This window comes from Kitasatospora sp. NPDC094015, assembly GCF_040304075.1.
GTDB lineage: Bacteria > Actinomycetota > Actinomycetes > Streptomycetales > Streptomycetaceae > Kitasatospora.
Genome location: NZ_JBEOUL010000008.1, coordinates 199102 through 223436, shown reverse-complemented (window position 1 = coordinate 223436; position 24335 = coordinate 199102). Strand labels below are relative to the sequence as shown.

Sequence of the window (24335 nt, the reverse complement as noted above, 5' to 3'; positions counted from 1 at the left end):
GAAGAGAGAAGGAATCGATGACCCTGACGCACCACCCCCGCAGGGCCCCGCGCGGCGCGGCCGCCGCGATCGCCGCGACCCTGCTGCTCGCCGCCCTGGCCGGCTGCTCGGACGACAAGGAGACGATGGCCTCCTGGGCCCAGAAGGGCGGCAAGGACCAGACGGTGACCATCGCCCAGGACGTGAAGACCGTGATCCAGGAGTCCGAGCCGTCGTCCCGGTCGGCCGACCACTGCCGCCAGGTGCTCGCCGACGTGAAGGCGGCGAGGGCGTACCACCCGATGCCGGACCAGGGCACCCGCACCGTCTGGAACGAGTCGCTCGACCGGCTCGACACCGCCGCGACCACCTGCGTGCACAACGCCGAGGCCGGCACCGGCGGCGCCAGCCTCCAGGAGGCGATAGCCGCCGAGACCTCCTACCGCAGCTTCGCGGACAGTTACGGGCGACAGGTCAACGCCAAGCCCTGACGGGCGCCGGGCCCGGCCGGGTGGGCGACGGTCGTCGGGGTGCCGCAGTCAGGTACGGCGGTCACGGACGACGGGCACCACCCGCGCCTAGGATGCACGCATGCCCGCCTACGCCTTGGCTGTCGCCTTCTTCGTGGTCTTCGCCATCGGGGTGCGTCGTGACCGGCGACGGTTCGGGAACGGCGTGCTGCTCGGGCTGTCCGTGCTCTTCCTGGCCGCCGGGATCCTGGGCGAGCTGGCCCAGCTGCCGGACGTGGTCGTCGACACCGCCACGGCGGCGATCCCTGCCGCCGCGGCGCTCGGCCTGCTGGCGGTCGCCCTGTTCCTGCTCGCCAACGGCATCACGATGCTCCGCCAGGAGGGCGGCCGGTTTGCCAATCTGCTCCCCCTCCTGCTCGGCCTCGTCCTGCTCGCGCTCCTCGCCCTCCTTCTCGCCGCCGTCCACATCGACTCCCCGGCGCTGCGCGCCGTGGCGGGCGGCACGCTGCTGGTCGCCGGGTACTTCGGGTTCGTCTTCGTCTGCTTCCTCGGCTACGCCTTCCTGTACGGGCGGGTGACCACCCGTCGGGACGTCGACTTCGTGGTGGTGCTGGGCGCCGGCCTCACCGACGGCGACCAGGTACCGCCGCTGCTGGCGGCCCGATTGGAACGGGCCTGGGGCGTGTACCGGGCCCAGGCGGCCCGCGGCCGGCCGCCGAAGGTGCTGGCCTCCGGCGGCAAGGGCGACGACGAGCGGGTCCCGGAGTCGCAGGCGATGGCCGACCACCTGGCCGCCCTCGGCTGCCCGGCGGACCGGATCGTCCAGGAGGACCGGTCGGTCAGCACCGAGGAGAACCTACGGTTCAGCCGGGTCGTGATGGAGCGGCAGCACGGGCCCGGCTACCGCTGCGTGGTGGTCACCAGCACCTTCCACGTCCTGCGCTCCGCGGTCCTCGCGCGGCGGGCCGGCCTCCCGGGACACGTGCTCGGGGCGCACACCGCGCCGTACTACTGGCCGAGCGCCATCATCCGCGAGTTCGTCGCCGTCCTCGCCCTGTACCCGACCGCCAACGCGGCGGCGGTCGCGGTACTCGGCGCGGTCGGCGCCGTGGTCGGCAGGATCGCCTGATGCTCCGCCGCGCCTGCCACGGAGGCCGGCCCTGGTTCGGCTCCGCAGCCGGCTCAGGTCCGCCCGTAATGCGCGAGGTAGCCCGCGAGCTCGTCGTCCATGGTCTCCTCCCCGTAGCCGTTCAGCGCGCACCACAGGCGGTTCTCCACCCAGAAGCGGTACGCGAACTCCTCGAACGAGGTGGCGCACCGGGCGATCGCCCCGAACCAGTCCACCGGCACGTCCGGTTCGTCCGGGTCGGGCGCGTCCTCGAGGTCGAGCGGCGAGGCCACCACGTAGGCCCCGCCGGTCGGGCGGAGGTAGAGGTACCAGTGCACGCAGTCCTGCTGGTCACGCAGGAAGCGGACCAGGAAGGCGCCGGGCTCCACCGGGCTCGGTATCGGCTCGGAGACGTCCGTCCAGCAGGCCGTGGCCGACACCGCGTCCAGCGCCCGGTGGCTGTTGACGCCGGTCTGGAACGCGACGAAATCAGCGGGCAGGACGATCCCGACGCCCGCCAGCTCCCCGGCAAGGGCATCGAGGTGCCCGGCGAGTTCCGGCACCGCCGGGCCCGTGCCGCCGAGCCACCCGAACCCACCGTCGAACCGGGCCGGGTCCAGCGGCGGCAACGTGTCCGAGGCGTACCACTCGTACGTACCGCGGCACGGCCGATGCGGACCCAGGTCGGTGGCGCACCAGAAGGACTGGAAGACGGGGTTGTGGATCGGCCCGGTGGTGGCGGTCACGGCACTCCTCGCATGCGTTGCTGTGTCACCCGGATCCTGCCGGGCGCCACTGACAGTCCGCGGCGTGGGGCCTGGGACCGCGTTTGAGATCTGCGGCAAGCCGACGGCCTACTGAACGAAGTCCCGCCAGAAGGCGACGGTGGCGCGCGGGTTCCAGGCCTCGGGGTATTCGTGCCCTTCTTCGAACTCATGGCTGATGTACTCGGCAAGATCTTCGCCGTAGTAGATGATGTCCGTGCCCCAGATCGACAGGACCGGGTGACCGTAGGTTCCACGGCCTGCGGGAATGAACCGATGTGCGTACAGCGGCACCAGTTGGGGCACCGCCGCCAGGTGATCTTCTGCCGTAGCCCGGGCGTCTTCTGGTTCAGCGGGGCGCGTGCCCCACGAGGTGTGCCAGTAGCCGCGCACGACGGCCCGTTGTACTCCCTCGATCGGCCATACGAGGTGGGAACGGAGTTCGTCTGCGTTGCCGTTGCGCCAGTCGGGCCAGGGCTTGTCCCAGGTGGCGCCTTCTTCGGGTGGCGAACAGACGGGCAGGCCGGCCGCCAGGAAGGCGCGATGGTCGTCGGAGAACTGGATGCCGTACTCCGACTCGACGCGCTTGAACTCGTCCTCGCTGAGGCCGGGTTCTATGGTGCAGCAGTCGGCCTGTCGCAGGCGGCGGGCGGCTTCGGCCCCGAGACGGGCTCCGTCGATGTCGATCACGGCGGAACAGTAGCCCTTGCCGGAACGGACGGTCAGCTGGGGGTAGTCGGTCTGCAGTGGACAAGCAGGCGCGGACCGGGGCGGGTTGCCGCTCGGCCTCGGGCGAGTCGACGGACCATTACGCCGATCATCGCCCAGCGGATCATGGTCTCGGAGCGAGCCGGGCCGGTCTCGCAGTCCCGGGCCAGGCGCCGGTGGGCGGTGAGCCAGGAGAAGGTCCGCTCTACCGCCCACCGCTTGGGCTGGACCTGGAATCCGCGCTGGTCAGGGTCCTTGCGGACGATCTCCAGGTCGCGGCCGAGGACCGTAGCCGCCCAGTCGACCAGGCGGCCGGCGAAGCATTGGTCGGCCCAGACCTTCTTGACGCTGGGGTGGTCGAGCCTGGTCCACAGCAGCGGCCGTTTCGCGCCGTCGCGGTCCTGGATGCTCGCCGCGACGACGTGGACGGCCAGGACCAGGCCGAGGGTGTCTGTAACGATGAACCGCTTGCGGCCCTTCACCTTCTTACCCGCGTCGAAGCCGCTGGTGGCCGCAGGGACGGTGTCGGCGGTGCGGACGGACTGCGAGTCGATCAGGCCCGCGCCCGGCTCCGCATCGCGGCCATCGGTGTTTCTCCCGTCGACCGCCCTTCGGGCCCACCCGTGCAGGCGGGAGCAACGGCTCCACCAGCGCCCACTGCTCATCCGCCAGGTCCGACGGATACCCGCCCCCAACACCACTCACAGCATGCTCGACGACCCCTTCAGTGACTGGACACGGCAGATCTCAAACGCGGTCCGAGGACTGTCGGTCTCGCCGGCAGCCCGACAAACGCACCCAGGTCGGCCAGCACCAGCCAGGCCGCCTGCCACACCCAGGCGAGCCCCGTCCGGCGCCAACTGCGTACCGCAACCTGCTTCTCCAGCGTCCCCCTCGTTTCCACGGTTCCTGGAGAACGACATCATCGGTCGGGGCGCGCCTCCCGCCGAACGGCGTCAGGCCGAGCGCTGCACGACGATCTGCTCGCCCTCGCCGACCGGTTCCTCGAAGGCAGCCAGGTAGCGGCTGAACAGCGTCTCGTCCACCGTGACGGCGTTGGCGCCCTCGACGCTGTTGCGGAGTTCCAGGCGGCGTTCCAGCGTCGTCCGGTCGGCCTTGAGGTGGACCAGTTCCCAGCGGCAACCGTGGCTTTCGATCAGCAGCTTGTAGTCGTCACGCGCGGCACGGCTCCAGAAGCTGTAGTCCACCACCACGTCGCGCCCGGCCAGCATCAGCTCGATCAGCTCCTGCCGCTGTTCGCGGCGGACCTCTTCCTTGAGCCGGTCGTACGCCGCGGTTTCCAGCACCAGGCCGGCGTCACGCCGCCCGAGTCGTCGCCAGACCACCTCGTCGATCGACAGCCGGGCGTAGCCGCGTCGAACCAGGTCCATCGCGTAGGTGGTCTTGCCCGCTCCCGGAAGACCGCACATCAGCACCACCGTGCCCAATTGCTCTGCCACGCAGCCAGGTTAGACCCCGGATCGCGCCCCACCGGCGGCCACCGGCGGTCCGCGACCTGGCAGGGCGGCTCCCGGCGCGTTTCACTGGGAACTGAGCGGTGCCCCGCGGCAGGCGTGGGACACCCGCGCGATGCTGTCGACGACCGCATCCGGAGGTCACTGTGAGTGCCCGTGCGACGACGGATTTCGACCCCACCCGTGTGCCACACCTGTCGGGACCGTTCGCCCCGGTCACCGACGAGGTGGGTGCGGTCGACCTGGAGATCACCGGCGAACTGCCGGCCGCACTCGCCGGGACGTACGTCCGCAACGGGCCCAACCCTCGGTTCACCCCGATCGGCTCCTACCTCTACCCGCTCGACGGGGACGGGATGCTGCACGCCGTGCACATCGCGGACGGCCGTGCCCGCTACCTCAACCGCTTCGTCCGCACGCCCGCGCTCGTCGCCGAGGAGAAGGCGGGGCGCGCCCTGTGGGGCGGCCTGGAGTCGATGATCATCCCGGAGGCCGGTGCCGTCGGTCCGGACCTCGCCGGTACGTTCAAGGACCTGCCGGACATCAACGTGGTCCGTCACGCCGGCCGCATGCTCGCCCTGGCCGAGGCCGCCTGCCCGTACCGTTTCGACGCCGACCTCAGGACCCTCGGGCGCGAGGACTTCGAGGGCGCGCTGCCCGCCGGCATCACCGCCCACCCCAAGATCGACCCGGTCACGGGCGAGATGGCCGTCTTCTGCTACGCCCTGGAGCCGCCCTACCTGACCTGGTCGCTGATCGGCCCCGACGGACGGGTGAGCCGTGGGCCGACCCCGCTGGCCGGCGTGGACGAGCCCCTGATGATCCACGACATGGCCCTCACCGCGCGCTACCTGGTCCTGGTCCTCGCCCCGGCCTTCTTCGACCTCGACGCCGCCATGGCCGGTGGCTCCTTCCTCGCCTGGCGGCCGGAGCGCGGAACGCAGATCGTGCTCGTCCCGCGCGACGGCGGACCACCGGTGCGGGTCCGGGACGACGCCTTCTGGATGTGGCACTCGGTCAACGCCTACGACGACGGAGCCCAACCGCAGGCACCGGTCGTCCTCGACTACGTGGAGTGGAACCGGCTCACCGTCGGACCGGGCACCGGGGGCGGGTCCGACCCGGTGACCGCCCGCCTGGTGCGCGCCCGGATCGACCCCGCGGGCGGTCGCATGTCCCGGACGGTCCTGGACGACGCCCGGGTCGAGTTCCCGAGGATCGACGACCGGCTCATCGGCCGGCGCCATCGGCGTACCGCCCTGGCCACCGGGACCGGCCGCACCGATCTCCTGGCCGGCGAGTACGACGCCCTCCGCTGGTACGACCTCGACTCGGGCGCCACCGAGGTGTGGGACGCGGGCGACCTCGCGGTCGGCGAGCCGGTCTTCGCTCCCGAGCCCGGACCTCAGGCCGGTGCGGACGGCCACGGATACTGGATGACCTTCGCCACCGACCGCACCGACGGGACGAGTTGGTTCCTGGTGCTGCCCGCCGAGGACCCGGCCGCCGGCCCCGTCGCCCGCGCGCGCATCCCGGTCCGCGTCCCGCTCGGCCTGCACGGGGCATGGCTCCCCACCGAGGAGCCCTGACCGCAGCGCGGACCCGACCGGGGCCGGCACCCGGGTGGGAGGCGGCCAGGGCCTGTCGGGAGACTCGGTAGCAGGAGAATCTTTCGTGCGTTCACCGGCGGGAGCCTCGATGGACGAGGCATCTGCCGAAGAATTTCCTGCCTTGGGGGTCGACCCCGGTCCGGGGACAACGGGCACCGGCTGCCGGGCCGCGGGGGCAATCCCCACCTCCAAGCGTGCGGCGTGCCCCAGTGACTGACGCTGCGTCACATTGGAAAGCTGTGGGCATGACACCAGAGGCACAGCCCGCAGCGCACCACCCCGGCGCGTACCGACCTGCCCGCCGTCACCCGGCCGCGCGTCGGCGCCGGGCCGACCGCACCTCGGCCGCTGCCCTTCTCGCCGTCACCGGCCTGGTCCTCGCCGTCGGCGTGCCGGGTCGAGCGGTCGCCGACACCGCCCACGCCCCTGACCTCGCGCCCTCCGCGGCCTCGGATTCCACCTCCCTGACCGGCACCAAGGCCCGGCAGCGCACCCAACTGGAGTACCTGGCACGGGCCTTGGTCGCCGCCGGTGCCCCCGGGGTCGTCGTGCGGGTGGACGACGGCCGGGGCGAGCCGATCGAGATAGCCGAGCAGGCGGCCTGGACCGTACGCGATCACCGGCTCCGACCCGGGGACCAGGTGCGGATGGGTTCCAACACCAAGACCATGGTGGCCACCCTCGTGCTGCAACTGGTCGGTGAGGGCAGGCTCGCCCTGACCGACCCCGTGGACAGGTGGCTGCCGGGCCGGATCCCCAACGGCCACGCGATCACGCTGCGCATGCTGCTCAACCACACCAGCGGCCTGTTCGACTACACGCAGGACCCCGCGATGCTCCCCTCGATCATGGGGACCGACCGCAGGCCGCACTCCCCCGCGCAGCTCCTCGCGATCAGCGCCGAGCACGATCCGCTCTTCGCGCCCGGCGCCGGATGGTCGTACAGCAACACCAACTACATCGCGATCGGTGCCGTCCTGGAGAAGGTCACGGGGCGGAGCCTGGCCGATCTGATCCGGGACCGCATCGCCCGGCCGCTCCACCTCGGGAACACCTACCTGGCCACCGGCCCGACCTGGCAGGGACCGCACGCCCGTGGGTACGAACCCGACGCGGCCCACATGCCGCCGGACGTCCCGACCGAGCTGAGGACCTACGGCGGGGCCCGCCACGACGACCATGTGGACGTCACCGACAACAACCCCTGGTGGGCCGGGGCCGCCGGCGCGGTCGTGTCCGACGCCGCCGACTGGGGCCGCTTCTACACCGCCCTGTTCACCGGGAAGCTCCTGCCCGCCGCGCAGCTGGCGCAGATGCGCACCACCGTACCGATCTTCCCCGACCAGCCGGACGGGCCCGGCTACGGACTGGGCATCGAGACCGGCGAGACCGCGTGCGGCACGGTGTGGTCCCACGACGGCGGCATCGCCGGCTACCTGACCACCAACGCCACCGATCCCACCGGCACCCGCACCGTCTCGATCCTCGTCCAGACCGAGGCCTTCGCCGAGACCCCGGCAGCCTTCCCGGAGCTCTCCCGAGCCGCGCAGGAGCTCCAGAGCGCCGCGGTGTGCAGCATGTTCGACAAGTGACGCGGGAGGACGTCGACGCGACACCGGGCCCGCGCGGTCCGGCGCCGCTCGATCCCACGGGAACCGAACGGTGTCCGATCGCGTGCAGTGAGTGGGCCGGCCCGGCCCGGGAGCCGTTCGTCGTTTCGGGAGCACGCCGTGAAGATCCGTCACCTGACCACCGCCACCGCGCTGGCCTGCGGGGTGCTCACGCTGGCCGCCTGCGGACCGACCGGGACCCCGGCGGCGGCGCCGGCCACCCCGGCCGCGGGCACGGCCGCGAGCACGGCTGCCGGCAACGCGCCCGCGGCCGCCAGCGGTTCGCCGCAGCCCGGCGGGAAGCCAAGCTCGACGATCGTGGCGGAGGCTCCGGCATGCGGCGGCTCCGAGCGTGAGAGCGACATCACCGGCGAGCTGACCGAACTGGACCGGAGCGCCGCTCCCCGGTGGTCCGGCCTCATCAAGCTCACCAACACCTCCGCGCACGCCTGCAAGCTGTACGGACCGGCCGATGTGCGGACCGACGGCGCCAACGGCTCCTTCACCAAGCTGGCCACCGGAGTCCTGGGCAACGTCAAGTTCGTCACCGACAAGGCCCACGCGACGGTCGTCATGCCCGGCGAATCCCTCTACCAGGCCGTCAGCTGGTTCTCCTCCCCGCCGACCGCCCCGAACGCCAGCTGCACCACCGGCTCCCTGCTCGTCCTGGCCCGCAACGAGGAGACCCTGTTCGTGACCATCCCGGTCAAGGACGCCCGCTTCTGTCCCGTCACGGACATCGACTCCCCGCAGATCCTGATCGGCGCCCAGCTCGCCGTCCAGGCCCAGGCCCGCGCCCAACTGCAGGCCCTCACCACCAAGTAGCACCCCCGCCGATCAGCCGGTCGGGAGGGGAGCTCCGTAGGTGACGGCGACGCCGGCCCGCGCGGCGCGGTCGACGACGGCCGGGACGGCGCGTTCGGCCAGGGCAGCGATGGTGAGGGAGGGGTTGACCGTGAGGGAGGTCGGCACGGCCGCGCCGTCGGTCACGAACAGCCCGGGGTGGCCGCGCAGTTCGTGCTGGTCCGTGAGGGCGGAGGTGGCCGGGTCGTCGCCGATCCGGCAGGAGCCGAGCGGGTGCGCGGTGACCGCACCGGCGACGGCCTCGGTCCACGGCCTGACCTCCGCGAGCCCGTCCTTCTGCAGGACGGCCCGCAGTTCGGCGTCGGCGGCGGCCCAGCCCGCCCTGGTCCGGGCGGTGGCCGCGAAGGACATGCTGCCCAGGCCGATGCCCGGGGCGACCCGGGTGAACCCGCCGGTCAGCGGCGGGAGTCCGAAGCTGCCCTCGTTGTCGTCCTCGGTCATCGCCAGCAGCGTGAGCCAGGACGTCCACTCGTGCCGCATCCGCCGTTTGGCCACGCCGAACCAGCCGTCCGCCGCCTGCGCCAGGACGTTGGTGACCGGTGGGAAGTAGATCTGCTGCACCGTGAACCGGCTGAACTCCGGTGCGGTCGGGTCGAGATGGTCGAAGCTGGCGGCGGTGATGGGCTTGCCGACCGGCAGCGCGGCATAGGCGGCGCCGCCCGGGCGGGAGAGCCCGAGCAGGCTCGCCGCCTTCTGCTCGTCCACCACGGCGGTGCTGACCCGGTCCCCGTTGCCGGAGAAGTACCGGCCCACCGCGGCCGGTACGCCGCCCAGCAGCGGCGCCGAGCGCTGCAGGAGGACCGGGGTGCCGACCGCGCCGGCGGCCAGTACGACCACCTTGGCGTGGATGGTGCCGACCTCACCGGTGCAGGAGTAGTCCGCCGGGTCCAGCACCGCGAAGGTGGCGGCGTACCGGTGGCCGGGCAGCGGCGACGGGGCGAGCGTCTGGACCTCGTGCAGCGGCAGCACCTCGGCCCCGTGCGCCTCGGCGGCGGGCAGGTAGTTGAGCAGCAGCGAGCGTTTGGCGTCGAACCGGCAGCCGGAGAGCATCCAGTTGCAGTCGGTGCAGCGCGCCGTGTCCACCGCCACCGGCACGGGGTTGCAGGTCCGGCCGGCCCGGGCGCAGGCAGCGGCCAGGACGCCGCCCGCGTAGGAGACGTCCGGCCAGTCCAGGCGGGTGACCGGCAGGGCTTCCTCGACCCGCTCGTACCAGGGGTCGAGCGCGGCCCGGGTGAGCGCGGCCGGCCACAGCCGCCGGCGCAGGCTGCCGCGGCGCTCGAAGACGAAGGCGGGTGCGCGCAGCGAGGCGGCGAAGTAGACCACGCTGCCGCCGCCGACGCAGTTCCCGGCGATCACCGAGATGCCGTCGCCCTTGATCACGTCGACGATCCGGTTGTAGGTGCCGAGCCTGAGGCTGTGCGAGAAGTCGGCGGCGGCCAGCCGGGGCCCGCGTTCCAGGACGGTGACCCGGGCCCCGCCGGCCGCCAGGTGGTACGCCGGGATCGCCCCGCCGAACCCGCTGCCGATGACCAGGACATCGGTCGTCCAGGCGCTCATGCGGGGCTCCCCGAGGGGGTGGTGGCGGGGTGCAGGGGGGCGAGCGCGGCGCCGTACGAGTGGTCGGGGAAGCGCCACAGCCCGTCCGGGCCGGGGGCCGGGAAGTCCAGCCAGGTGAGGCCGGGGTGGCCGGCGCGGACCGCGGCGGCGGTGTCCAGCTGGGCGGCGGTGTCGAAGGCCAGGCTTACCAGCAGGGCGAGGACCTGCCAGATCGACCGGTCCAGGCCGTCCGTGCCGGTGAGTTCCCCGACCAGGCCGGTGCGGTGGGTGAAGGACAGGCCGACGAACGGCGGCACGGTGGGCGGCAGCAGGATCAGCCGGGCCGCGGCGTACGCCAGCGCGTGGGCGTCGAGCAGCGCGGCGACCTCGGGCAGCCAGGGGGCGAGCGGCAGGTCCGGGGAGGAGAGCACCGCGACGGCGCCGGCCTCGACCGCCCCCGGCCCCGTGACCGCCCCGGCCACGGCGCGGTCGCCGGGGAAGCGGCGTTGTCCGGGGACGAGGGTGTCGGCGAAGGCCTCCAGCGTCTGCACGCTCCAACTCCCGGGCGCGGAGGCGTCGGTGGCCGCCGGTGCGGTGTCGGTGGCGGCTGCGGCGGCCGGAGCGGCGAGGGTGGCGGGCGCGCCCGCGACCAGCACGGCGGCGGTGGCGGCCAGCGCCTTGAGCACGGCTCTGCGGTCGGTGGTCACGGCGTCACCCGGCCGTCGCGCAGGCCAGGTCGAAGCCGAGTCCGACCGTGGTGCCGCTCTCGCCGGACTCCTCGCCGTAGGTGGCGAGCACCTCGGCGATCTCGGGGTAGCGGGGGCGCAGCGCGGCGACCGCGTCACCGATGCCGACCGGTGTGCCGTCGACCCGGAAGTGGGTGAGGCGGGCCCCGGCGTGCCGGGCGGTCCGGTCCCACCAGTACTGGCCGTCCCACTGGACGTAGGGCACCGCGCCGGTGGTCGCCTGCACGCTCCAGTGGTCCTTCTGGTAGTAGCGGCAGGTCAGCAGGGCGACCGCGAAGCGGGACGGCTCGGCGAGCAGGAAGCGCAGCGCGCCGCCGTTGTCGAAGGTGATGTCGCGCTTGCTGTACTCCACGCAGAGCGGGTTCTGCAGCGCCAGCCACCACGGCGGCTGCTCGCCCTCGCCGAAGCTGTGCCAGGTGCAGGTCGCGGCGAACGACGGTTCGGTGAACGGGCCGGGCACCTGCACGGCGGCGGCCGGTCCGGGGGCGGGACGGCTCGCGGCGGACGCGGCACCGGGGAACGCGGTGCACAGGCCGAGCGCGAGTGCGAGGGCTGCGATCATCCTGCTGGGACGCCGGTCGGGCATGGGACCTCCTCGGTCGGTGCCGCTGCATGCCGCAGCGGCCCCGGCCGGGGCGGCGCGAGGCCGGGGTGCTCCCGAGGATGGGGCATGACTACTCGTCAGTACAAGAGGTGGAACAGTGACTCATCCACTGGACCACTCGGAGTCGCTCCCTGCCGGGAGGCGGAACGGCCGCCCCTCCCGCCCGCCAGGGAGCGTCCGAGCGGCCGTCAGGACGGGTGGCGGGCGTGCCGCGCGCGGTGCGAGGCGTCGTGCCGGCCGATCGCGGCGCGCGGGCCGCGGTGCCGGTGCGCCCTGGCCGGGACGGTGGCCAGCAGGACGGCCGCGAGCACGAGCGGCGCGAGCAGCAGCATCATGGCGGTGGACATCTGCACCTCCGGAGGTCGTCGGGTTCGCTGCACCCCGCCTGCCCGCCCGCACCGAAGTCATGCCGGCCGTCACCCGTCCGCGCGCGAACCGCCCGTCAGGCGGCGGCGGGAACGGCCAACGCCCGCGGCCCGGTGGCGCCCGCATCGGCGCCCCGGGCGCCCCCGCTCAGCCGTCGCGCAGGATCCGCCGGCCGAGACCGGGGGCGACCCGGAGCAGGGCGAGCAGCGGGCGGGCGGCGCCGACCGGCACCACCGGCCGGCCGCGCCGGATCCCGGCCAGGATCGCCTCGGCGGCCTGTTCCGGGGTGAGCTTGCGGGCCGGGCCCTCCCGGCCGGCGGTCATCGCGGTGTCCACCAGCGGCAGCACCACCTCCTGCACCCGTACCCCCGGGGTGGCGTTGGCGGCCTGGTGGCGGAGCGCCTCGACCAGGATCCGCAGCCCGGCCTTGGTGGCGCAGTAGACCGGCGCGCTGCGCTTGGGCGCGTAGCCGAGGCCGGAGCCGATCGCCACGAAGGCCGAGCGGTGTCCGGCGGCCAGGTGCGGCCAGCCGGCGACGGCCAGTTCGGCCACCGAGGCGAGGTTGACCTCGATCTCCTCGCGGACCCGTGCCAGCAGGTCGGGCTGCGGGCCGCCGGTGAGCGGACTCGGGTACTGCACACCGGCGTTGGCGATGATCAGGTCGAGGCCGCCGAGCCGGGCCGCGGCCTGCTCGACCACCCGGGCCGCCTCGCCGGGGCGGGCCAGGTCGGCCCGGATCTCGATCAGGTCGGTGCGGTCGGGGTCGGCGCGGCGCCCGCAGACGGCCACCTTCGCGCCGCGGGCCACCAGTGCGGTGGCGAGGGCCCGGCCGACTCCGCCGGTGCCGCCGGTGATCAGGGTTCGCTGTGCGTCGTGTTCCACGGCCCCGATGCTGCCGGTCCGCCCGCCGGTCGGCTTGTACGATCGCGCCACTACGATCACGCCATGCCCAGAGACCCCGCCGACCAAGCCCGCAGCGTGCACCCGGCGATGGCCCGGACCGTGCTGCGGGTGCTGGAGCAGCGCGGCGGCGCCGCGGGGCGCGCCGGGGTGCGGCCGGTGGCGGAGCTGCTGGAGCGGGGTGCGCCGGTGCCCGAGCGGCTGCACGCCGGTCAGCTGGCGGCGCTCTTCGCGCTGGGGCCCACGGCGCAGACCGAGGCGGCGGAGCGGCTGATGGCCGAGCCGCCCGCGCAGCTGGCCGCCCTGCCGGGCACCGCCGACCTGCACCGGCTGGCCGCGTTCTCGGCCCTGGTGGAGCCCTGGTTCCACGTCGGGCACCGGACCTCGGTGGTGGTCGACGGCCACGGGCTGACCTTCCGCCACCTGGGCCGGCTCGGTCGCGCCCCGCAGCCCGCCGAAACGCTGTTCGTGGCGGCGCTGTACGCCGCGGGCACCGGCTCCTTGGCGGGCCGGGCGCCGCAGGTCCGGCTGCTGGGCGCCGACGGGACGCAGCTGCCGCCCTCCGCCGGGTGGGGGCGCGCCGCGCTGCGGCCGGCCGGCTGGCGGCTGAGCTGGGGTTCCGGGACGGTGCTCGCGCCGGTGCCGCCCGTGGTGGCGGTCCGCGGCTGGATCGCGCGGGACCCGGCCGGCCCGTGGCGGCTGGCCCGGGCGGCCGAGCTGCTGGGCCGTTCGCCGCGCACCGTGCAGCGTGAACTGGCGGGCGCGGGCACCTCGTTCCAGGCCGAGCTGCTCGCCGTCCGGCTGGAGCTGGCGGCGCAGCTGATCGCGCGCACCGCGCTCCCGTTGGCCGAGGTCGCGGCGGCCGCGGGGTTCGCCGACCACGCGCACCTGGCGCACCGGTTCCGGCGGTCGTACGGCTGCGCACCGTCCCGCTACCGGGCGGCCGGCGGCCCGTCCGCGGCAGCGCCGGCTGCACGCACCCTGGACGAATCCTGACCTGAACATGTAAAAAGTCGTATCCCAGTGCCGCCCGTCGGAGCCGGTCCGGCTCCGCACGCCCTCAGGTACAGCGCCACGCCCTGCCGGGGACGGAGCGCACCCCTGCTCCCGCACCCCCGGACTCCCCCACGCACCCGAGGAGCCCGATGCGCACCAGGACCCGCACCACCGCCCTCGCCACCACCGTCGCCCTGGCGGCGGGCACCCTGCTCGCCGTCACCGCGCAGGCCGCGCCCGCCGCCGGCGCCGGCAGCCGGCCGACGCCCGCGACCGCGGTCGCCCGGGCGGACGCCGCGCTCGGCGCGCACGCGGCCGAACTCGGCCTCACCGACCGGCAGTCCCGCTCGGTGCGGGACGTGCTGATCGACGCCGACGGCAGCCAGCACGTCCGCTACGACCGCACCTTCGCCGGCCTGCCGGTGCTCGGCGGCGACCTGATCGTCCACCTCGCCCCCGGCGGCGGCTACCGCGGCGCCGACCGGGCCACCACCGCCGCACCCACGGTGCGCAGCACGGTGCCCACGGTCGCGGCGGACGCCGCGGCCGCCGCGGCCGAGTCCGCGCTGCGCACGGCCGTGCCCGGGCGCACCTCCGTGACGCCCGGCGCCGCGCCGGAGCTGGTGGTCGACGCCGGCCACGGCGCGGCCCGGCTGGCCTGGCGCACCACCGCCGCCGGACAGGACTACCTGGGCAACCCGGTGGCCCGTACCGTCCTGACCGACGCCACCACCGGGCAGCTGATCGACGCCTGGGACGGTCTGGAGACGGCGGCCGGGGACGGCGCCTCGCTGTACGGCGGCACGGTGCCGCTGGAGACCACCGCGTCCGGCGGCAGCTACCAGCTGAAGGACCCGACCCGGGGCGCCACCTACACCGGGGACGCGGCCAACAAGACCGACCTGTGCCTCGGCTCGATCTGCCTGTTCCGCGCCCCCGCGACGGTCTTCACCGACGCGGACAACCACTGGGGCACCGGCACCACCGCCGACCGCGCCAGCGCCGCCGTGGACGCCCAGTACGGCACCGACACCACCTGGGACTACTACAAGAACGTGCACGGCCGCAGCGGTATCGCCGGTGACGGCAAGGGCTCGTACAACCGGGTGCACTACGGCAGCAACTACAACAACGCCTTCTGGCAGGACAGTTGCTTCTGCATGACGTACGGCGACGGGGACGGCTCGACGTTCGGGCCGCTGGTCGCGCTGGACGTGGCCGGCCACGAGATGTCGCACGGGGTCACCTCGCGCACCGCCAAGCTCAACTACTCGGGCGAGTCCGGCGGCCTGAACGAGGCCACCTCCGACATCATGGGCACCCTGGTCGAGTGGTACGCGGCCAACCCGGCCGACCCGGGTGACTACCTGATCGGCGAGGAGATCGTGAAGCCCGGCTTCGGCAAGCCCGCGCTGCGCTTCATGGACCAGCCCTCCAAGGACACCAAGTCCGCCGACTGCTGGAGCTCGTCCGTCGGCGGCCTGGACGTGCACTACTCCTCCGGCGTGGCCAACCACTTCGCCTTCCTGCTCGCGGAGGGCAGCGGCGCCCGGGTGGTCGGCGGCGTCGCCTACAACAGCCCCACCTGCAACGGCTCCACCGTCACCGGCATCGGCCGGGACAAGCTCGGCAAGATCTGGTACCGGGCGCTCACCACCTACATGACCTCCACCACCAACTACGCCGGGGCGCGCACCGCCACCCTCAAGGCGGCCACCGACCTGTACGGCGCCGGCAGCGCCGAGTACGCGGCGGTGGCGGCGGCCTGGTCGGCCGTCGCGGTCAACTGATCCACCCGCACACACCCCTGCCGGGGCCCGACCGTCCGGGCCCCGGCAGCCCAGCATCGCCTGGCCCGGCCATCAATTGAGCGATGATATGAGGTATTTGCCCCGCATTGACGCGGTATCATCCGCTGCCTAGATTGGGGGTCAGCGAGCCGGCAGGCACCACCCGGGGAGAGTGCGCCATGTCCAGCACCGATTCCGCTCCGTCCTCGGCCATGCCGCCCGGCGTGCTGCTGTTCCGCCACCCCGACCATCCCGCGGTGTTCGCGCTCTACCCGAACGGACTGCGGATCCGGCTGCCGTGGTGCGTCCTCGACGCCTGGGGCAGCCCCCAGGTGATCCTGATGAACAAGGCGAACGGCACCGCGGACGGCGACTACGCCGACTTCGTCGCCTACGACCGGGCACTGCGGCAGTGAGCGCCCTCGCGCTGCGGCTGGCCGGCGGCGTGCCGGGCGGGCGCAGCCGGCAGCGGGACGCGGTGATCGCCCGCGCCACCGATCTGGTCGGCGTGCACGGGAGCGGCGGCGCCGACGGCCGATCCGGCGATCTCACCCCGTTCGGGCGGCAGTTCGGCGAGGACGGCGTGCCCTGGAGCCAGGTCTTCGTCCGGTGCGTCTTCGCCGACCTGCGCCTCGACCACCTGCTGTACGGGAAATTCGACCGGCCCGCCGCCGCACTGGCCGCCTTCCGGGCCCAGGGCCGGACCTCCTGGTACCCGGCGCTCGGTGCCCAGGTGCTGCTGGGCACCGCGGGGGCCGAGCACACCGGCATCGTGATCGGCTTCGACGCGACCACCGTCACCACCGTGGAGGGCGACCGCGGCGACCGGGTCCAACGGCTGACCCGGCAGCGGACGGACCCGTACGTGTACGCCTACGGGTACCCGGAGTACGCCGAGGGCACCGTCTCCGCCGACCCCGGCCTGACCGCCCCCGCGCCCGACACCCCGCAGTCGGGGCCGATCGGCCCGCGCTCCGTGCTGTTCGACCCGTACACCGGCGGCGGCGGCGTGGACGCGTGGATCCGGGCGGCCTGCCAGGCGGCCGGGCTCCCGTTCACCGAGGCCTGGCGCAGCGGGTACCGGACGCTCTGCGCCCGCGAGTCCTCCGGCGACCCGAACGCGGTCAACACCACCGATGCCAACGCGGTCGACCCGCCCGGGTACCGGACGGCCTCCGACGGGCACCCGTTCCAGTGCTCGCGCGGGGTCGCCCAGTGCATCCCGCAGACCTTCGCGGCGCACCACTGCCCCGGGTCCTCGCTGGACATCTACCACCCGGTGGCGAACATCGCCGCCTCCATCCGCTACGTGCGGGCCGCGTACGGGGTGGCGGCGGACGGCTCCGACCTCGCCGCCCGGGTGCAGCAGGCCGATCCGAGCAGGCCGCCGGCGGGCTACTGACCGCGGGCGGCGGTGCAGCGTGCCGTCCGGCTCAGGCCCGGCCGAGCGCCCGGTCCACGGTGATCTCGATCACCACGCGGTCGGGGTTGACCCGGGGCTCCCGGTAGCGCTCGGTGTAGCGGCGGACCCCGTCGGCCACCGACTCGGCGTCCTCGCGCAGCACGGCCACCCCCTCCAGGGTGGCCCAGCGCGCCCGGTCGACCTGGCAGAGCGCCACCCGCAGGCCGGCCTCGCCGGCCGCGCGGACGTGCGCGGCCTTGCGGCTGGTGCCGCTGGTGATCACCCGGGCGATGCCGGTGGCCGGGTCGAAGGTGGCCCCGACCGGCACCACGTGCGGGCTCCCGTCCGGGCGCAGCGTGGTGAGGGTGCACAGCTGGCGCTCGCGCCAGAACGCGAGGTAGCCCTCGTCGAGGGCGCTGAGGTCGTGGGCCATACCGGCATGCTGCCACATCCGCGGGCGGGGCCGGTGGGCCAGGTCGGGTCGGGCAGCGGTACGGTTCGACGCTGCGGGAACCGGCGGGGCCTGCGGGAACGTCAGCTGAGAGCGTGCGAGCAGAACGGAGTCCGGTGGTGGGGATGGGCGTGCAGACGGTGGACGGCAGAGGGACGGCCGGGCGGGGGCCGGCGGTGGCGGGGTTCGCGCCCTGGCCGCCGCAGGGCGGTGCCAAGGAGCGCGGCCGCGCCCTGCGGGAGAAGGCCCCGCGGGAGGCGCACGCCCACCTGACGGTGACGGCGGACCGGCCGGGTGTGGTGGAGGCCGTCGAGCTGGCCAACCTCGGGCGCCTGGCGGACCTGGTGCCGATAAGGATCGGCCGGATGGCGGCCTCGCCGTTCGCGTTCCTGCGCGGCTCGGCCGGGCTGATGGCGCACGACCTGGCGACCACCTCGGCGTCCGGCGTCACCGCCCAGCTCTGCGGTGACGCGCACGCGGCCAACTTCGGCCTGTACGGCGATGCCCGCGGCCACCTGGTGATGGACATCAACGACTTCGACGAGACCGTGCCCGGCCCCTGGGAGTGGGACCTCAAGCGGCTCGCCGCCAGCCTGGTGCTGGCCGGACGGCAGGCCGGCGCCGACGAGCGGATCTGCCGGGAGGCGGCGGCCGACGCCAGCGCCTCCTACCGGCGGACCATGCGCCGGCTCGCCAAGCTGCCCGCCCTGGACGCCTGGAACGCCGTCACCGACGAGCAGCTGGTCAGCTTCACCGACTCGCACGACCTCGGCGAGGTGCTGGCCGGCGTGTCGGCCAAGGCACTGCGCAACACCAGCGCCCGGTTCGCGGCGAAGGCCACCGTCCGCACCGAGGACGGCCGGTGGCGGTTCACCGCCGCCCCGCCGGTGCTCAGCGAGGTCCCGGACGCCGATGCCGCGGCGGTCTCCGCCTCGCTCGGCGAGTACCTGGAGACGGTGCCCGCCGAACTGCACCCGCTGCTGGCCCGCTACAGCATCCAGGACGTGGCCTTCCGGATCGTCGGCACCGGCAGCGTCGGCACCCGCTCCTACGTGGTGCTGCTGACCGACCGGCGGGAGGAGCCGCTGGTGCTCCAGGTCAAGGAGGCCCGCCCGTCGGTGCTGCTGCCGCACCTGGCCCGGGCCGGCTTCGAGCCCGCCGCCCCGATCACCCACGAGGGCCGCCGGGTGGTGCTCGGCCAGAAGCGCATGCAGGTGGTCAGCGACGTCCTGATGGGCTGGACGACCGTGGACGGACTGCCGTACCAGGTGCGGCAGTTCCGCAACCGCAAGGGCAGCGTGGACCCGGCCGCGCTGCGCCCCGCACTGCTGGACGACTACGCCCGGCTGACCGGCGCGCTGCTGGCCCGGGCGCACGGGCACACCGCCGAGGCCGGCGTCATCGCCGGGTACTGCGGCAAGGGCGAGGAGCTGGACACCGCGATCGCCGCCTTCGCGGTCGCCTACGCGGACCGCAGCGAGGCCGACCATGCGGAGCTGGTGGCTGCCGTCCGCTCGGGCCGGCTGCCGGCCGAGACCGGCATCTGACACCACGGTTCCTGACAGCACGTCATTCCGGCCGTCGGGCAACGCCGTTCACGCCACGGCTGCGCCCGATGGCCGGTTCGTGTCCTGTCCGTCCGGGCCCGTCCCCCGTACGGTCGAAGCGCGAACCGCCCCCGCGGTTCGCCCACGGCCGAACCGCCAGGAGGACGGATGACCACCGAGCCACGGCAGGCACCGGATGCCCCGCTCGTCCCGCTGCACTGCCTGCGCCACGCCGAACCGGGCCCGCCCCGGCTGGCCGCGCTGCCGACCGGCACGCCGGTCTGGGTGTGCACCCGGCACGCCGACGTCCGCCAGGTGCTGACCGACCCGCGGATCGGCCGCGCCCCGCTGTTCACCCCGGACGCGCCGCCGATCACGGCCACCCCCAACATCCTCGACGACCCCGACTCGATGCTGAACAGCGACGGCCCCGAGCACCAGAGAGTGCGCCGGACGGTGCAGCGGGCGTTCACCCCGCGCGCCATCGCGCGCTGGCGGCCCTGGGTCGCCTCGGTGGTCGAGGAGTTGATCGACCGGCTGGAGGACGCGGGATCCCCCGCCGAGATCATCGGCACCTTCAGCCGCCCGCTGCCGGTCGCCGTGATCAGCCGGCTGATGGACCTCGACGGTCTCGACCTGGACCGGCTCGCGCACTGGAGCGACCACGCGCTCTCGACCACTGCGTACTCCGCCGAGGAGATCGGCACCGCGATGCGGGAGTTCGGCAACTTCGGCTTCCAGCTGGTGGCCGCGCGCCGCAAGGAGCCCGGCGACGACCTGGTCAGCGACCTGGTGCAGGCCGCCGACCAGACCGGCGGCGTCACCGAGGAGCAACTCACCGCGCTGGTGTGCGGGTTGGTGGTGGGCGGCCACGAGACCACGATGACCACGCTCGGCAACGCGCTGGTCTACCTGCTCGACCAGGACCGGGACGCCTGGGAGCGGATCGGCGCCGACCCGCAGGCCGCGACCGCGGCCACCGAGCAGCTGCTGCGGACCATCCCGCTGGGCGAGCGGACCACCTTCCCCGGCATCCTGCGCCGGACCGTCGAGGAGGTGGAGATCGGCGGGGTGCTCATCCCGGCCGGCGCGGTGGTCGCCGCCGACACCACGGCCGCCAACCACGACCCCGACCTCTACCCGGCGGGACCGGCCGACCTGTTCGCCCCGCTCGGCACCCCCAGCCTCACCTTCGGCGCCGGCCCGCACCACTGCCTGGGCGCCTGGCTGGCCCGGATGGAGCTGGAACTCGGACTGCACACGCTCGCCCGCCGGCTGCCCGGACTGCGGCTGACCGCGCCGGTCGAGGCGATCGCCTGGCGCACGGGCCTGCTCACCCGCAGCCCGTCGGCCCTGGAGGTCGCCTGGTGAGCGCGGCGGACGAGCTCGTGGTGACGGTGGACCGGGCGCGCTGCGTCGGTACCGGCCTGTGCGCGGCCACCGCCCCCGGGGACCTCACCCTCGGCGCCGACGGCCGGGCGCTCGCCCGGCACCGGACGGCCGCGCTCTCCGCCGAGCTGGCCGAGGCGGCCGAGATGTGCCCGGTCGAGGCCATCGCCGTGCTGCGCCCCGCCACCGGCGAGCAGGTCGCCCCGGCGTACTGAGCACCGCCCCGGTCCGGGCCCGGCGGTCCCGCCGCGGGGCCCGGCCGGGGCGCGGGCCGGGGCACGAGTCAGGGCACGGACCGGGCCGCGGGCCGGGGCACGGACCGGGCCGCGGGCTCTCCCGGCGTCAGACGTGCTCCATCACGATCAGCGCGGTGGTGTCGGGCTCCAGCGCCCGGAACACGTGCGTGGCATCGCCCGGGTAGGCGATGTAGTCGCCCGGGCCGAGTTCCACCGGCTCCTCGGCCGGCCCGACCAGGGCCCGGCCGGTACCGACCACCAGGTGCTCGACCGTGCCGGCCATGTGCGGGTCGGAGACCCGGGACCCGCCCGGCTGCGCGTCGATCCGGTACAGGTCGCGCCGCGCGTTCGGCGGGCAGGAGGCCAGCAGGGTGGCCGCGTAGTCGGCCCGTTCGGAGTAGGTCACCGGGCCCTCGCCGGCCCGCACCACCCGGACCGCCGGGCGCGGCGGGTCGACCAGCCGGCTGAACGGCACGCCCAGCGCCACCCCGAGCGCCCACAGCGTCTCCACGCTCGGGTTCCCGGCCCCGGACTCCAGCTGCGACAGCGTGGACTTGGCGATGCCGGCCCGCTTGGCCAGTTCGGTCAGCGACAGCCCGACCCGGGCCCGCTCGCGCCGGATCGAGGCGGCGATCAGGGCGATCAGGTCCAGGCGCGGCCGGGCGACGTCACCCGGTTCGACGGTTTCCATGCGTTCGCTCCAGAAGTCCACTCGTTCGGGTTGACGAACACCCCGAGGGGCGTTCACTGTAGTGGACATGAGTTCATCATGGCGAACGCTCGACCGTGGCACGATCCACGACATCGCCCTGGTCTGCCTCGCCGACTCGCTGGTCGGCGCCTCCTTCGGTGCCATCAGCGTCTCCGGCGGCCTGCCGGCCTGGGTACCGATCGCGCTGTCCGTGCTGGTCTTCGCCGGCGGCTCGCAGTTCGCCGCCGTCGGCGTGCTGCTCGCGGGCGGCGGCCCGCTCGCCGCGGTCGCCACCGGCCTGGTGCTCAACACCCGGCTGCTGCCGCTCGGCTTCGCGGTCGGCGACGTGCTCGGCGGCCCGCGCTGGTCCCGGCTGCTCGGCGCCCACCTGCTGACCGACGAATCGGCCGCCTTCGCCCTGCGGCACCAGGACCCGGCCCGCCGCCGGGCCGCGTTCTGGCTCTGCGGCCTCGCCCTGTTCGCCTGCTGGAACCTGTCCGTGGTGCTGGGCGCCGTGGCCGGCGGGGCGATCGGCGACACCGCCGCGCTCGGGCTGGACGCCGCCTTCCCGACCGTCCTGCTGGCGCTGCTGCTGCCCGCCCTCGCCGACCGGGCCACCCGCAACGCCACCTTCCTGGGCGCGGCGGCCGCCCTGGCGGCGACCCCGTTCCTGCCGCCCGGCCTGCCGGTCCTGCTGGCACTGGTCGGCCTGCTCCCCGCACTGCTCACCAGGCCCGCGACCGCGGAACGGGCCACCGCAGCCGACCGCGCCACCGCACCCGATCGCTCCGCCGTGACCGCCCCGGCCGCCGCCCCCGCCCCGGAGGCCCCCCGATGCCCCTGATCGCCCTGCTCGCCCTCGCCGCCGGCACGTACGCGCTGCGCCTGGCCGGCCCCGCCTTCCGCGACCGGCTGCGCCTGCCGGACCACCTCCGGGCGCTGCTCGCGGTCGCCGCACCCGTCCTGCTGGTCGCCCTGGTGGCGACCGCCACCCTCACCGAGGGCCACGGCTTCGCCGGCTGGGCCCGCCCGGCCGGCGTCCTGGTCGGCGGCGTCCTGGCGGTGCGCCGGCTCCCGTTCCCGGTCGTCGTGGTCGCGGCGGCGGCGACCACCGCGCTGCTCAGGCTGGCCGGGGTGGGCTGAACCGCTCTCCCGAGCGATCAACCGGACGGGCGCATATGGTGATCGCACCATCACACTCCGCACTCCGGTGCGGCCCGAGGAGAGGACCTCCCGTGATCACAGCCCGTGACATCATGCACCGCGGCGCCCAGTGCATCGACGGCGACCAGACCTTGATGGAGGCGGCCCGCATGATGCGCGAGATGGGCGTCGGCGCCCTGCCCATCTGCGGTGACGACAAGATGCTCAAAGGCATCATCACCGACCGCGACATCGTGGTCCGATGTCTCGCCGAGGGCAAGGACCCGATGACCATGAAGGCCATGGAGCTGGCCGGGCACCTGCACTGCGTGCGGGCCGAGGACGACATCGAGGCCGTGCTCAAGAAGATGGAGCAGCACCAGATCCGCCGGATCCCGGTGATCGACGACGGCAAGCTGATCGGCATGATCAGCGAGTCGGACCTGGCCAGCGGCCACCGCGAGGGCAACCTGCTGACCGACCGCCAGATCATCGAGTTCATGGACAGCATCTACCTGAGCCACTGACCCGGCGCCCGCCTGCGGTCCGGACGGCGCGGGGGCCCGGCCCCCGCGCCGTCCGCGCACCGTCGGACGGTCAGACCGGGGCCGGCACCGGCTCGGTGCTCCCGATCCCCGCGGGCTCGACCGCCGGGGCACCGCGGCGGTCGGCCGCCCAGGAGACCACGGCGATGGCGCAGCCGACGGCCGCCAGCGCGGCGCCGACCAGGGTCGGCGAGGTCCAGCCGAGGCCGGCGCCGAGCGCGAGCCCGCCGAACCAGGCGCCCTGCGCGTTGGCCAGGTTGAAGGCGCCCTGGACGGTCCCGGACGCCAGGGTCGGCGCCCGGCGGGCCTTCTGCATCACCAGGGTCTGCACGGTGGGCACGGTCGCGAAGCCGAACATCCCGATCAGCACCACGGTCACCGCCGCCGACCAGCGCGCGTGCGCGGTGAGCGCGAACAGCGCCAGCGCCCCCGACATCAGCAGGAACGCGGCGCAGATGCTCGGCCGCAGCGCCCGGTCCGCCGCGTACCCGCCGATGGCGTTGCCGAGCGTCATCCCGACCCCGAACAGGGCCAGCACCAGCGTCACCGAGCCCTCGCCGAAGCCGGCGACCTCGGTGAGCGTCGGGGTGATGTAGGTGTAGCAGGCGAACAGTCCGGCGCAGCCGAACACCACCGTGGCCAGGGCGGCCCAGAGCTGGCCGCTGCGGAAGGTGGACAGTTCGGTGCGCAGGCCGGCCTGCGGGTGGCTGGGCAGGTGCGGCACCAGCCGGGCGGTCGCCGCGACACCGACCGCGCCGATCACGACCACCACCAGCATCGCGGCGCGCCAGCCGAGGTGCTGGCCGAGCAGGGTGGCGGCCGGCACGCCGAGGATGTTGGCGACCGTCAGGCCGGAGAACATCACCGAGACGGCGCGGGCCCGCAGGTGCGGGGCGGCGAGTTCGGCGGCGGCCACCGCGCCGGCGCCGAAGAACGCGCCGTGCGGCAGCCCGGTGATCAGGCGGGCCACGGCGAGCACGCCGAAGCCGGGGGCGAGCGCGCAGAGCAGGTTGCCCGCGGTGAACAGGCCGGCCAGGCCGATCAGGACGGCCTTGCGGGGCAGTCGGGCGCAGGCGGCGGTGAGCAGCGGGGCGCCGATCACCACGCCGATGGCGTACAGCGAGATCAGCCAGCCGGCCTGCGGGATGCTCACCCCGAGGTCGCCGGCGACCTGCGGGAGCAGGCCCATGGCGGCGAACTCGGTGGTGCCGATGGCGAATGCGGTGATGGCGAGGGCGACGAGCGCCAGTGGCATGAGGGGGCTCCGGGGTCGCCCTGCGGCGTTACGGGGTGCGGGCGATCGCCGGTGACCGCCGAGGGGACGGGCGGGTGGCCGGGCCGTGACGGTTCGGGCGGCCCGGTGCGTCGCCGTCGGGCAGTCTACCGGGCACCCGCCGGCCGGCCG

General features: G+C 74.3%; 26 protein-coding genes and 1 pseudogene. 15 read left to right on the top strand and 12 right to left on the bottom strand.

Translation table 11 applies throughout. The features are described from left to right. The first annotated feature begins 17 nt into the window (after positions 1–17). Positions 18–470 carry a hypothetical protein gene (locus ABT014_RS13390; RefSeq protein WP_350638836.1) on the top strand — a complete coding sequence of 151 codons (453 nt, stop codon included), beginning with the start codon at positions 18–20 and terminating at the stop codon, positions 468–470. 100 nt (positions 471–570) lie between these two features. Beyond that, positions 571–1578 (top strand): YdcF family protein, encoded by a 1008-nt coding sequence (locus ABT014_RS13385; RefSeq protein WP_350638835.1) that lies wholly within the window; start codon positions 571–573, stop codon positions 1576–1578. A 53-nt stretch (positions 1579–1631) separates the two neighbouring features. Here the strand turns inward: ABT014_RS13385 and ABT014_RS13380 are convergent, their stop codons facing one another. The 4 genes and pseudogenes from ABT014_RS13380 to ABT014_RS13365 all read right to left on the bottom strand — a co-directional run bounded on the left by ABT014_RS13380 (position 1632) and on the right by ABT014_RS13365 (position 4489). Then, entirely contained in the window at positions 1632–2303 is a 672-nt protein-coding gene (locus ABT014_RS13380) for a hypothetical protein (protein ID WP_350638834.1), read from the bottom strand. A gap of 108 nt (positions 2304–2411) precedes the next feature. Beyond that, complete coding sequence (locus ABT014_RS13375; RefSeq protein ID WP_350638833.1) at positions 2412–3011, bottom strand: hypothetical protein; 600 nt, start codon at positions 3009–3011, stop codon at positions 2412–2414. 32 nt (positions 3012–3043) lie between these two features. Next, positions 3044–3734 (bottom strand): annotated as a pseudogene (locus ABT014_RS13370) (transposase). A 251-nt stretch (positions 3735–3985) separates the two neighbouring features. Beyond that, positions 3986–4489: a P-loop nucleotide/nucleoside kinase family protein gene (locus tag ABT014_RS13365; RefSeq protein ID WP_350638832.1), complete on the bottom strand. Its 504-nt coding sequence runs from the start codon at positions 4487–4489 to the stop codon at positions 3986–3988. A 161-nt stretch (positions 4490–4650) separates the two neighbouring features. Between ABT014_RS13365 and ABT014_RS13360 the strand changes: the two genes are divergently transcribed. The 3 genes from ABT014_RS13360 (at position 4651) to ABT014_RS13350 (ending at position 8549) form a co-directional block, all read left to right on the top strand. Beyond that, positions 4651–6093: a carotenoid oxygenase family protein gene (locus ABT014_RS13360; RefSeq protein ID WP_350638831.1), complete on the top strand. Its 1443-nt coding sequence runs from the start codon at positions 4651–4653 to the stop codon at positions 6091–6093. A gap of 266 nt (positions 6094–6359) precedes the next feature. Next, positions 6360–7706 carry a serine hydrolase domain-containing protein gene (locus ABT014_RS13355; protein WP_350638830.1) on the top strand — a complete coding sequence of 449 codons (1347 nt, stop codon included), beginning with the start codon at positions 6360–6362 and terminating at the stop codon, positions 7704–7706. A gap of 138 nt (positions 7707–7844) precedes the next feature. Then, positions 7845–8549, top strand: a complete 705-nt coding sequence (locus tag ABT014_RS13350; protein ID WP_350638829.1) for a DUF4232 domain-containing protein — start codon at positions 7845–7847, stop codon at positions 8547–8549. Between the two features lie 12 nt (positions 8550–8561). Here the strand turns inward: ABT014_RS13350 and ABT014_RS13345 are convergent, their stop codons facing one another. The 5 genes from ABT014_RS13345 to ABT014_RS13325 all read right to left on the bottom strand — a co-directional run bounded on the left by ABT014_RS13345 (position 8562) and on the right by ABT014_RS13325 (position 12722). Further along, positions 8562–10145 carry an FAD-dependent oxidoreductase gene (locus ABT014_RS13345; RefSeq protein WP_350638828.1) on the bottom strand — a complete coding sequence of 528 codons (1584 nt, stop codon included), beginning with the start codon at positions 10143–10145 and terminating at the stop codon, positions 8562–8564. Then, complete coding sequence (locus ABT014_RS13340) at positions 10142–10831, bottom strand: DUF5987 family protein (RefSeq protein WP_350638827.1); 690 nt, start codon at positions 10829–10831, stop codon at positions 10142–10144. The genes ABT014_RS13345 and ABT014_RS13340 overlap by 4 nt, the downstream gene beginning before the upstream one ends. A gap of 4 nt (positions 10832–10835) precedes the next feature. Then, positions 10836–11456, bottom strand: a complete 621-nt coding sequence (locus ABT014_RS13335; protein ID WP_350638826.1) for a hypothetical protein — start codon at positions 11454–11456, stop codon at positions 10836–10838. Positions 11457–11662: 206 nt separating this feature from the next. Next, positions 11663–11821 (bottom strand): hypothetical protein, encoded by a 159-nt coding sequence (locus ABT014_RS13330; RefSeq protein WP_350638825.1) that lies wholly within the window; start codon positions 11819–11821, stop codon positions 11663–11665. Positions 11822–11987: 166 nt separating this feature from the next. Further along, a complete protein-coding gene (locus tag ABT014_RS13325; RefSeq protein WP_350638824.1) occupies positions 11988–12722 on the bottom strand; it encodes an SDR family NAD(P)-dependent oxidoreductase in 735 nt (244 codons plus the stop codon). 63 nt (positions 12723–12785) lie between these two features. On the opposite strand from ABT014_RS13325, the gene ABT014_RS13320 reads away from it, so the two are divergent. The 4 genes from ABT014_RS13320 to ABT014_RS13305 all read left to right on the top strand — a co-directional run bounded on the left by ABT014_RS13320 (position 12786) and on the right by ABT014_RS13305 (position 16928). After that, a complete protein-coding gene (locus ABT014_RS13320) occupies positions 12786–13736 on the top strand; it encodes a helix-turn-helix domain-containing protein (protein WP_350638823.1) in 951 nt (316 codons plus the stop codon). A 149-nt stretch (positions 13737–13885) separates the two neighbouring features. Beyond that, the gene (locus ABT014_RS13315; protein WP_350638822.1) at positions 13886–15526 is read left to right on the top strand and encodes a M4 family metallopeptidase; all 1641 of its coding nucleotides are present in this window, start codon (positions 13886–13888) and stop codon (positions 15524–15526) included. Positions 15527–15705: 179 nt separating this feature from the next. After that, positions 15706–15942 (top strand): hypothetical protein, encoded by a 237-nt coding sequence (locus ABT014_RS13310; RefSeq protein ID WP_350638821.1) that lies wholly within the window; start codon positions 15706–15708, stop codon positions 15940–15942. After that, positions 15939–16928, top strand: a complete 990-nt coding sequence (locus tag ABT014_RS13305) for a hypothetical protein (protein WP_350638820.1) — start codon at positions 15939–15941, stop codon at positions 16926–16928. The genes ABT014_RS13310 and ABT014_RS13305 overlap by 4 nt, the downstream gene beginning before the upstream one ends. A 31-nt stretch (positions 16929–16959) precedes the next feature. Here the strand turns inward: ABT014_RS13305 and ABT014_RS13300 are convergent, their stop codons facing one another. Continuing rightward, positions 16960–17361 carry a pyridoxamine 5'-phosphate oxidase family protein gene (locus tag ABT014_RS13300; RefSeq protein WP_350638819.1) on the bottom strand — a complete coding sequence of 134 codons (402 nt, stop codon included), beginning with the start codon at positions 17359–17361 and terminating at the stop codon, positions 16960–16962. A gap of 143 nt (positions 17362–17504) precedes the next feature. On the opposite strand from ABT014_RS13300, the gene ABT014_RS13295 reads away from it, so the two are divergent. The 3 genes from ABT014_RS13295 to ABT014_RS13285 all read left to right on the top strand — a co-directional run bounded on the left by ABT014_RS13295 (position 17505) and on the right by ABT014_RS13285 (position 20530). Beyond that, positions 17505–18926 (top strand): DUF2252 domain-containing protein, encoded by a 1422-nt coding sequence (locus ABT014_RS13295; protein WP_350638818.1) that lies wholly within the window; start codon positions 17505–17507, stop codon positions 18924–18926. A gap of 168 nt (positions 18927–19094) precedes the next feature. Next, positions 19095–20297 (top strand): cytochrome P450, encoded by a 1203-nt coding sequence (locus ABT014_RS13290; protein WP_350638817.1) that lies wholly within the window; start codon positions 19095–19097, stop codon positions 20295–20297. Continuing rightward, positions 20294–20530, top strand: coding sequence for a ferredoxin (locus ABT014_RS13285; RefSeq protein WP_350638816.1), 237 nt, complete (start codon positions 20294–20296; stop codon positions 20528–20530). Before ABT014_RS13290 ends, ABT014_RS13285 begins: the two co-directional genes overlap by 4 nt. A 127-nt stretch (positions 20531–20657) precedes the next feature. On the opposite strand, the gene ABT014_RS13280 is transcribed toward ABT014_RS13285, so the two are convergent. Continuing rightward, positions 20658–21242, bottom strand: a complete 585-nt coding sequence (locus ABT014_RS13280) for a helix-turn-helix domain-containing protein (protein ID WP_350638815.1) — start codon at positions 21240–21242, stop codon at positions 20658–20660. A gap of 67 nt (positions 21243–21309) precedes the next feature. On the opposite strand from ABT014_RS13280, the gene ABT014_RS13275 reads away from it, so the two are divergent. The 3 genes from ABT014_RS13275 to ABT014_RS13265 all read left to right on the top strand — a co-directional run bounded on the left by ABT014_RS13275 (position 21310) and on the right by ABT014_RS13265 (position 22912). After that, the gene (locus ABT014_RS13275) at positions 21310–22086 is read left to right on the top strand and encodes an AzlC family ABC transporter permease (RefSeq protein ID WP_350638814.1); all 777 of its coding nucleotides are present in this window, start codon (positions 21310–21312) and stop codon (positions 22084–22086) included. After that, positions 22077–22385 carry an AzlD domain-containing protein gene (locus ABT014_RS13270; protein ID WP_350638813.1) on the top strand — a complete coding sequence of 103 codons (309 nt, stop codon included), beginning with the start codon at positions 22077–22079 and terminating at the stop codon, positions 22383–22385. The genes ABT014_RS13275 and ABT014_RS13270 overlap by 10 nt, the downstream gene beginning before the upstream one ends. 92 nt (positions 22386–22477) lie before the next feature. Next, positions 22478–22912 (top strand): CBS domain-containing protein, encoded by a 435-nt coding sequence (locus tag ABT014_RS13265; RefSeq protein WP_350638812.1) that lies wholly within the window; start codon positions 22478–22480, stop codon positions 22910–22912. Positions 22913–22982: 70 nt separating this feature from the next. On the opposite strand, the gene ABT014_RS13260 is transcribed toward ABT014_RS13265, so the two are convergent. After that, positions 22983–24185 carry an MFS transporter gene (locus ABT014_RS13260; RefSeq protein WP_350638811.1) on the bottom strand — a complete coding sequence of 401 codons (1203 nt, stop codon included), beginning with the start codon at positions 24183–24185 and terminating at the stop codon, positions 22983–22985. Positions 24186–24335 lie beyond the last annotated feature (150 nt).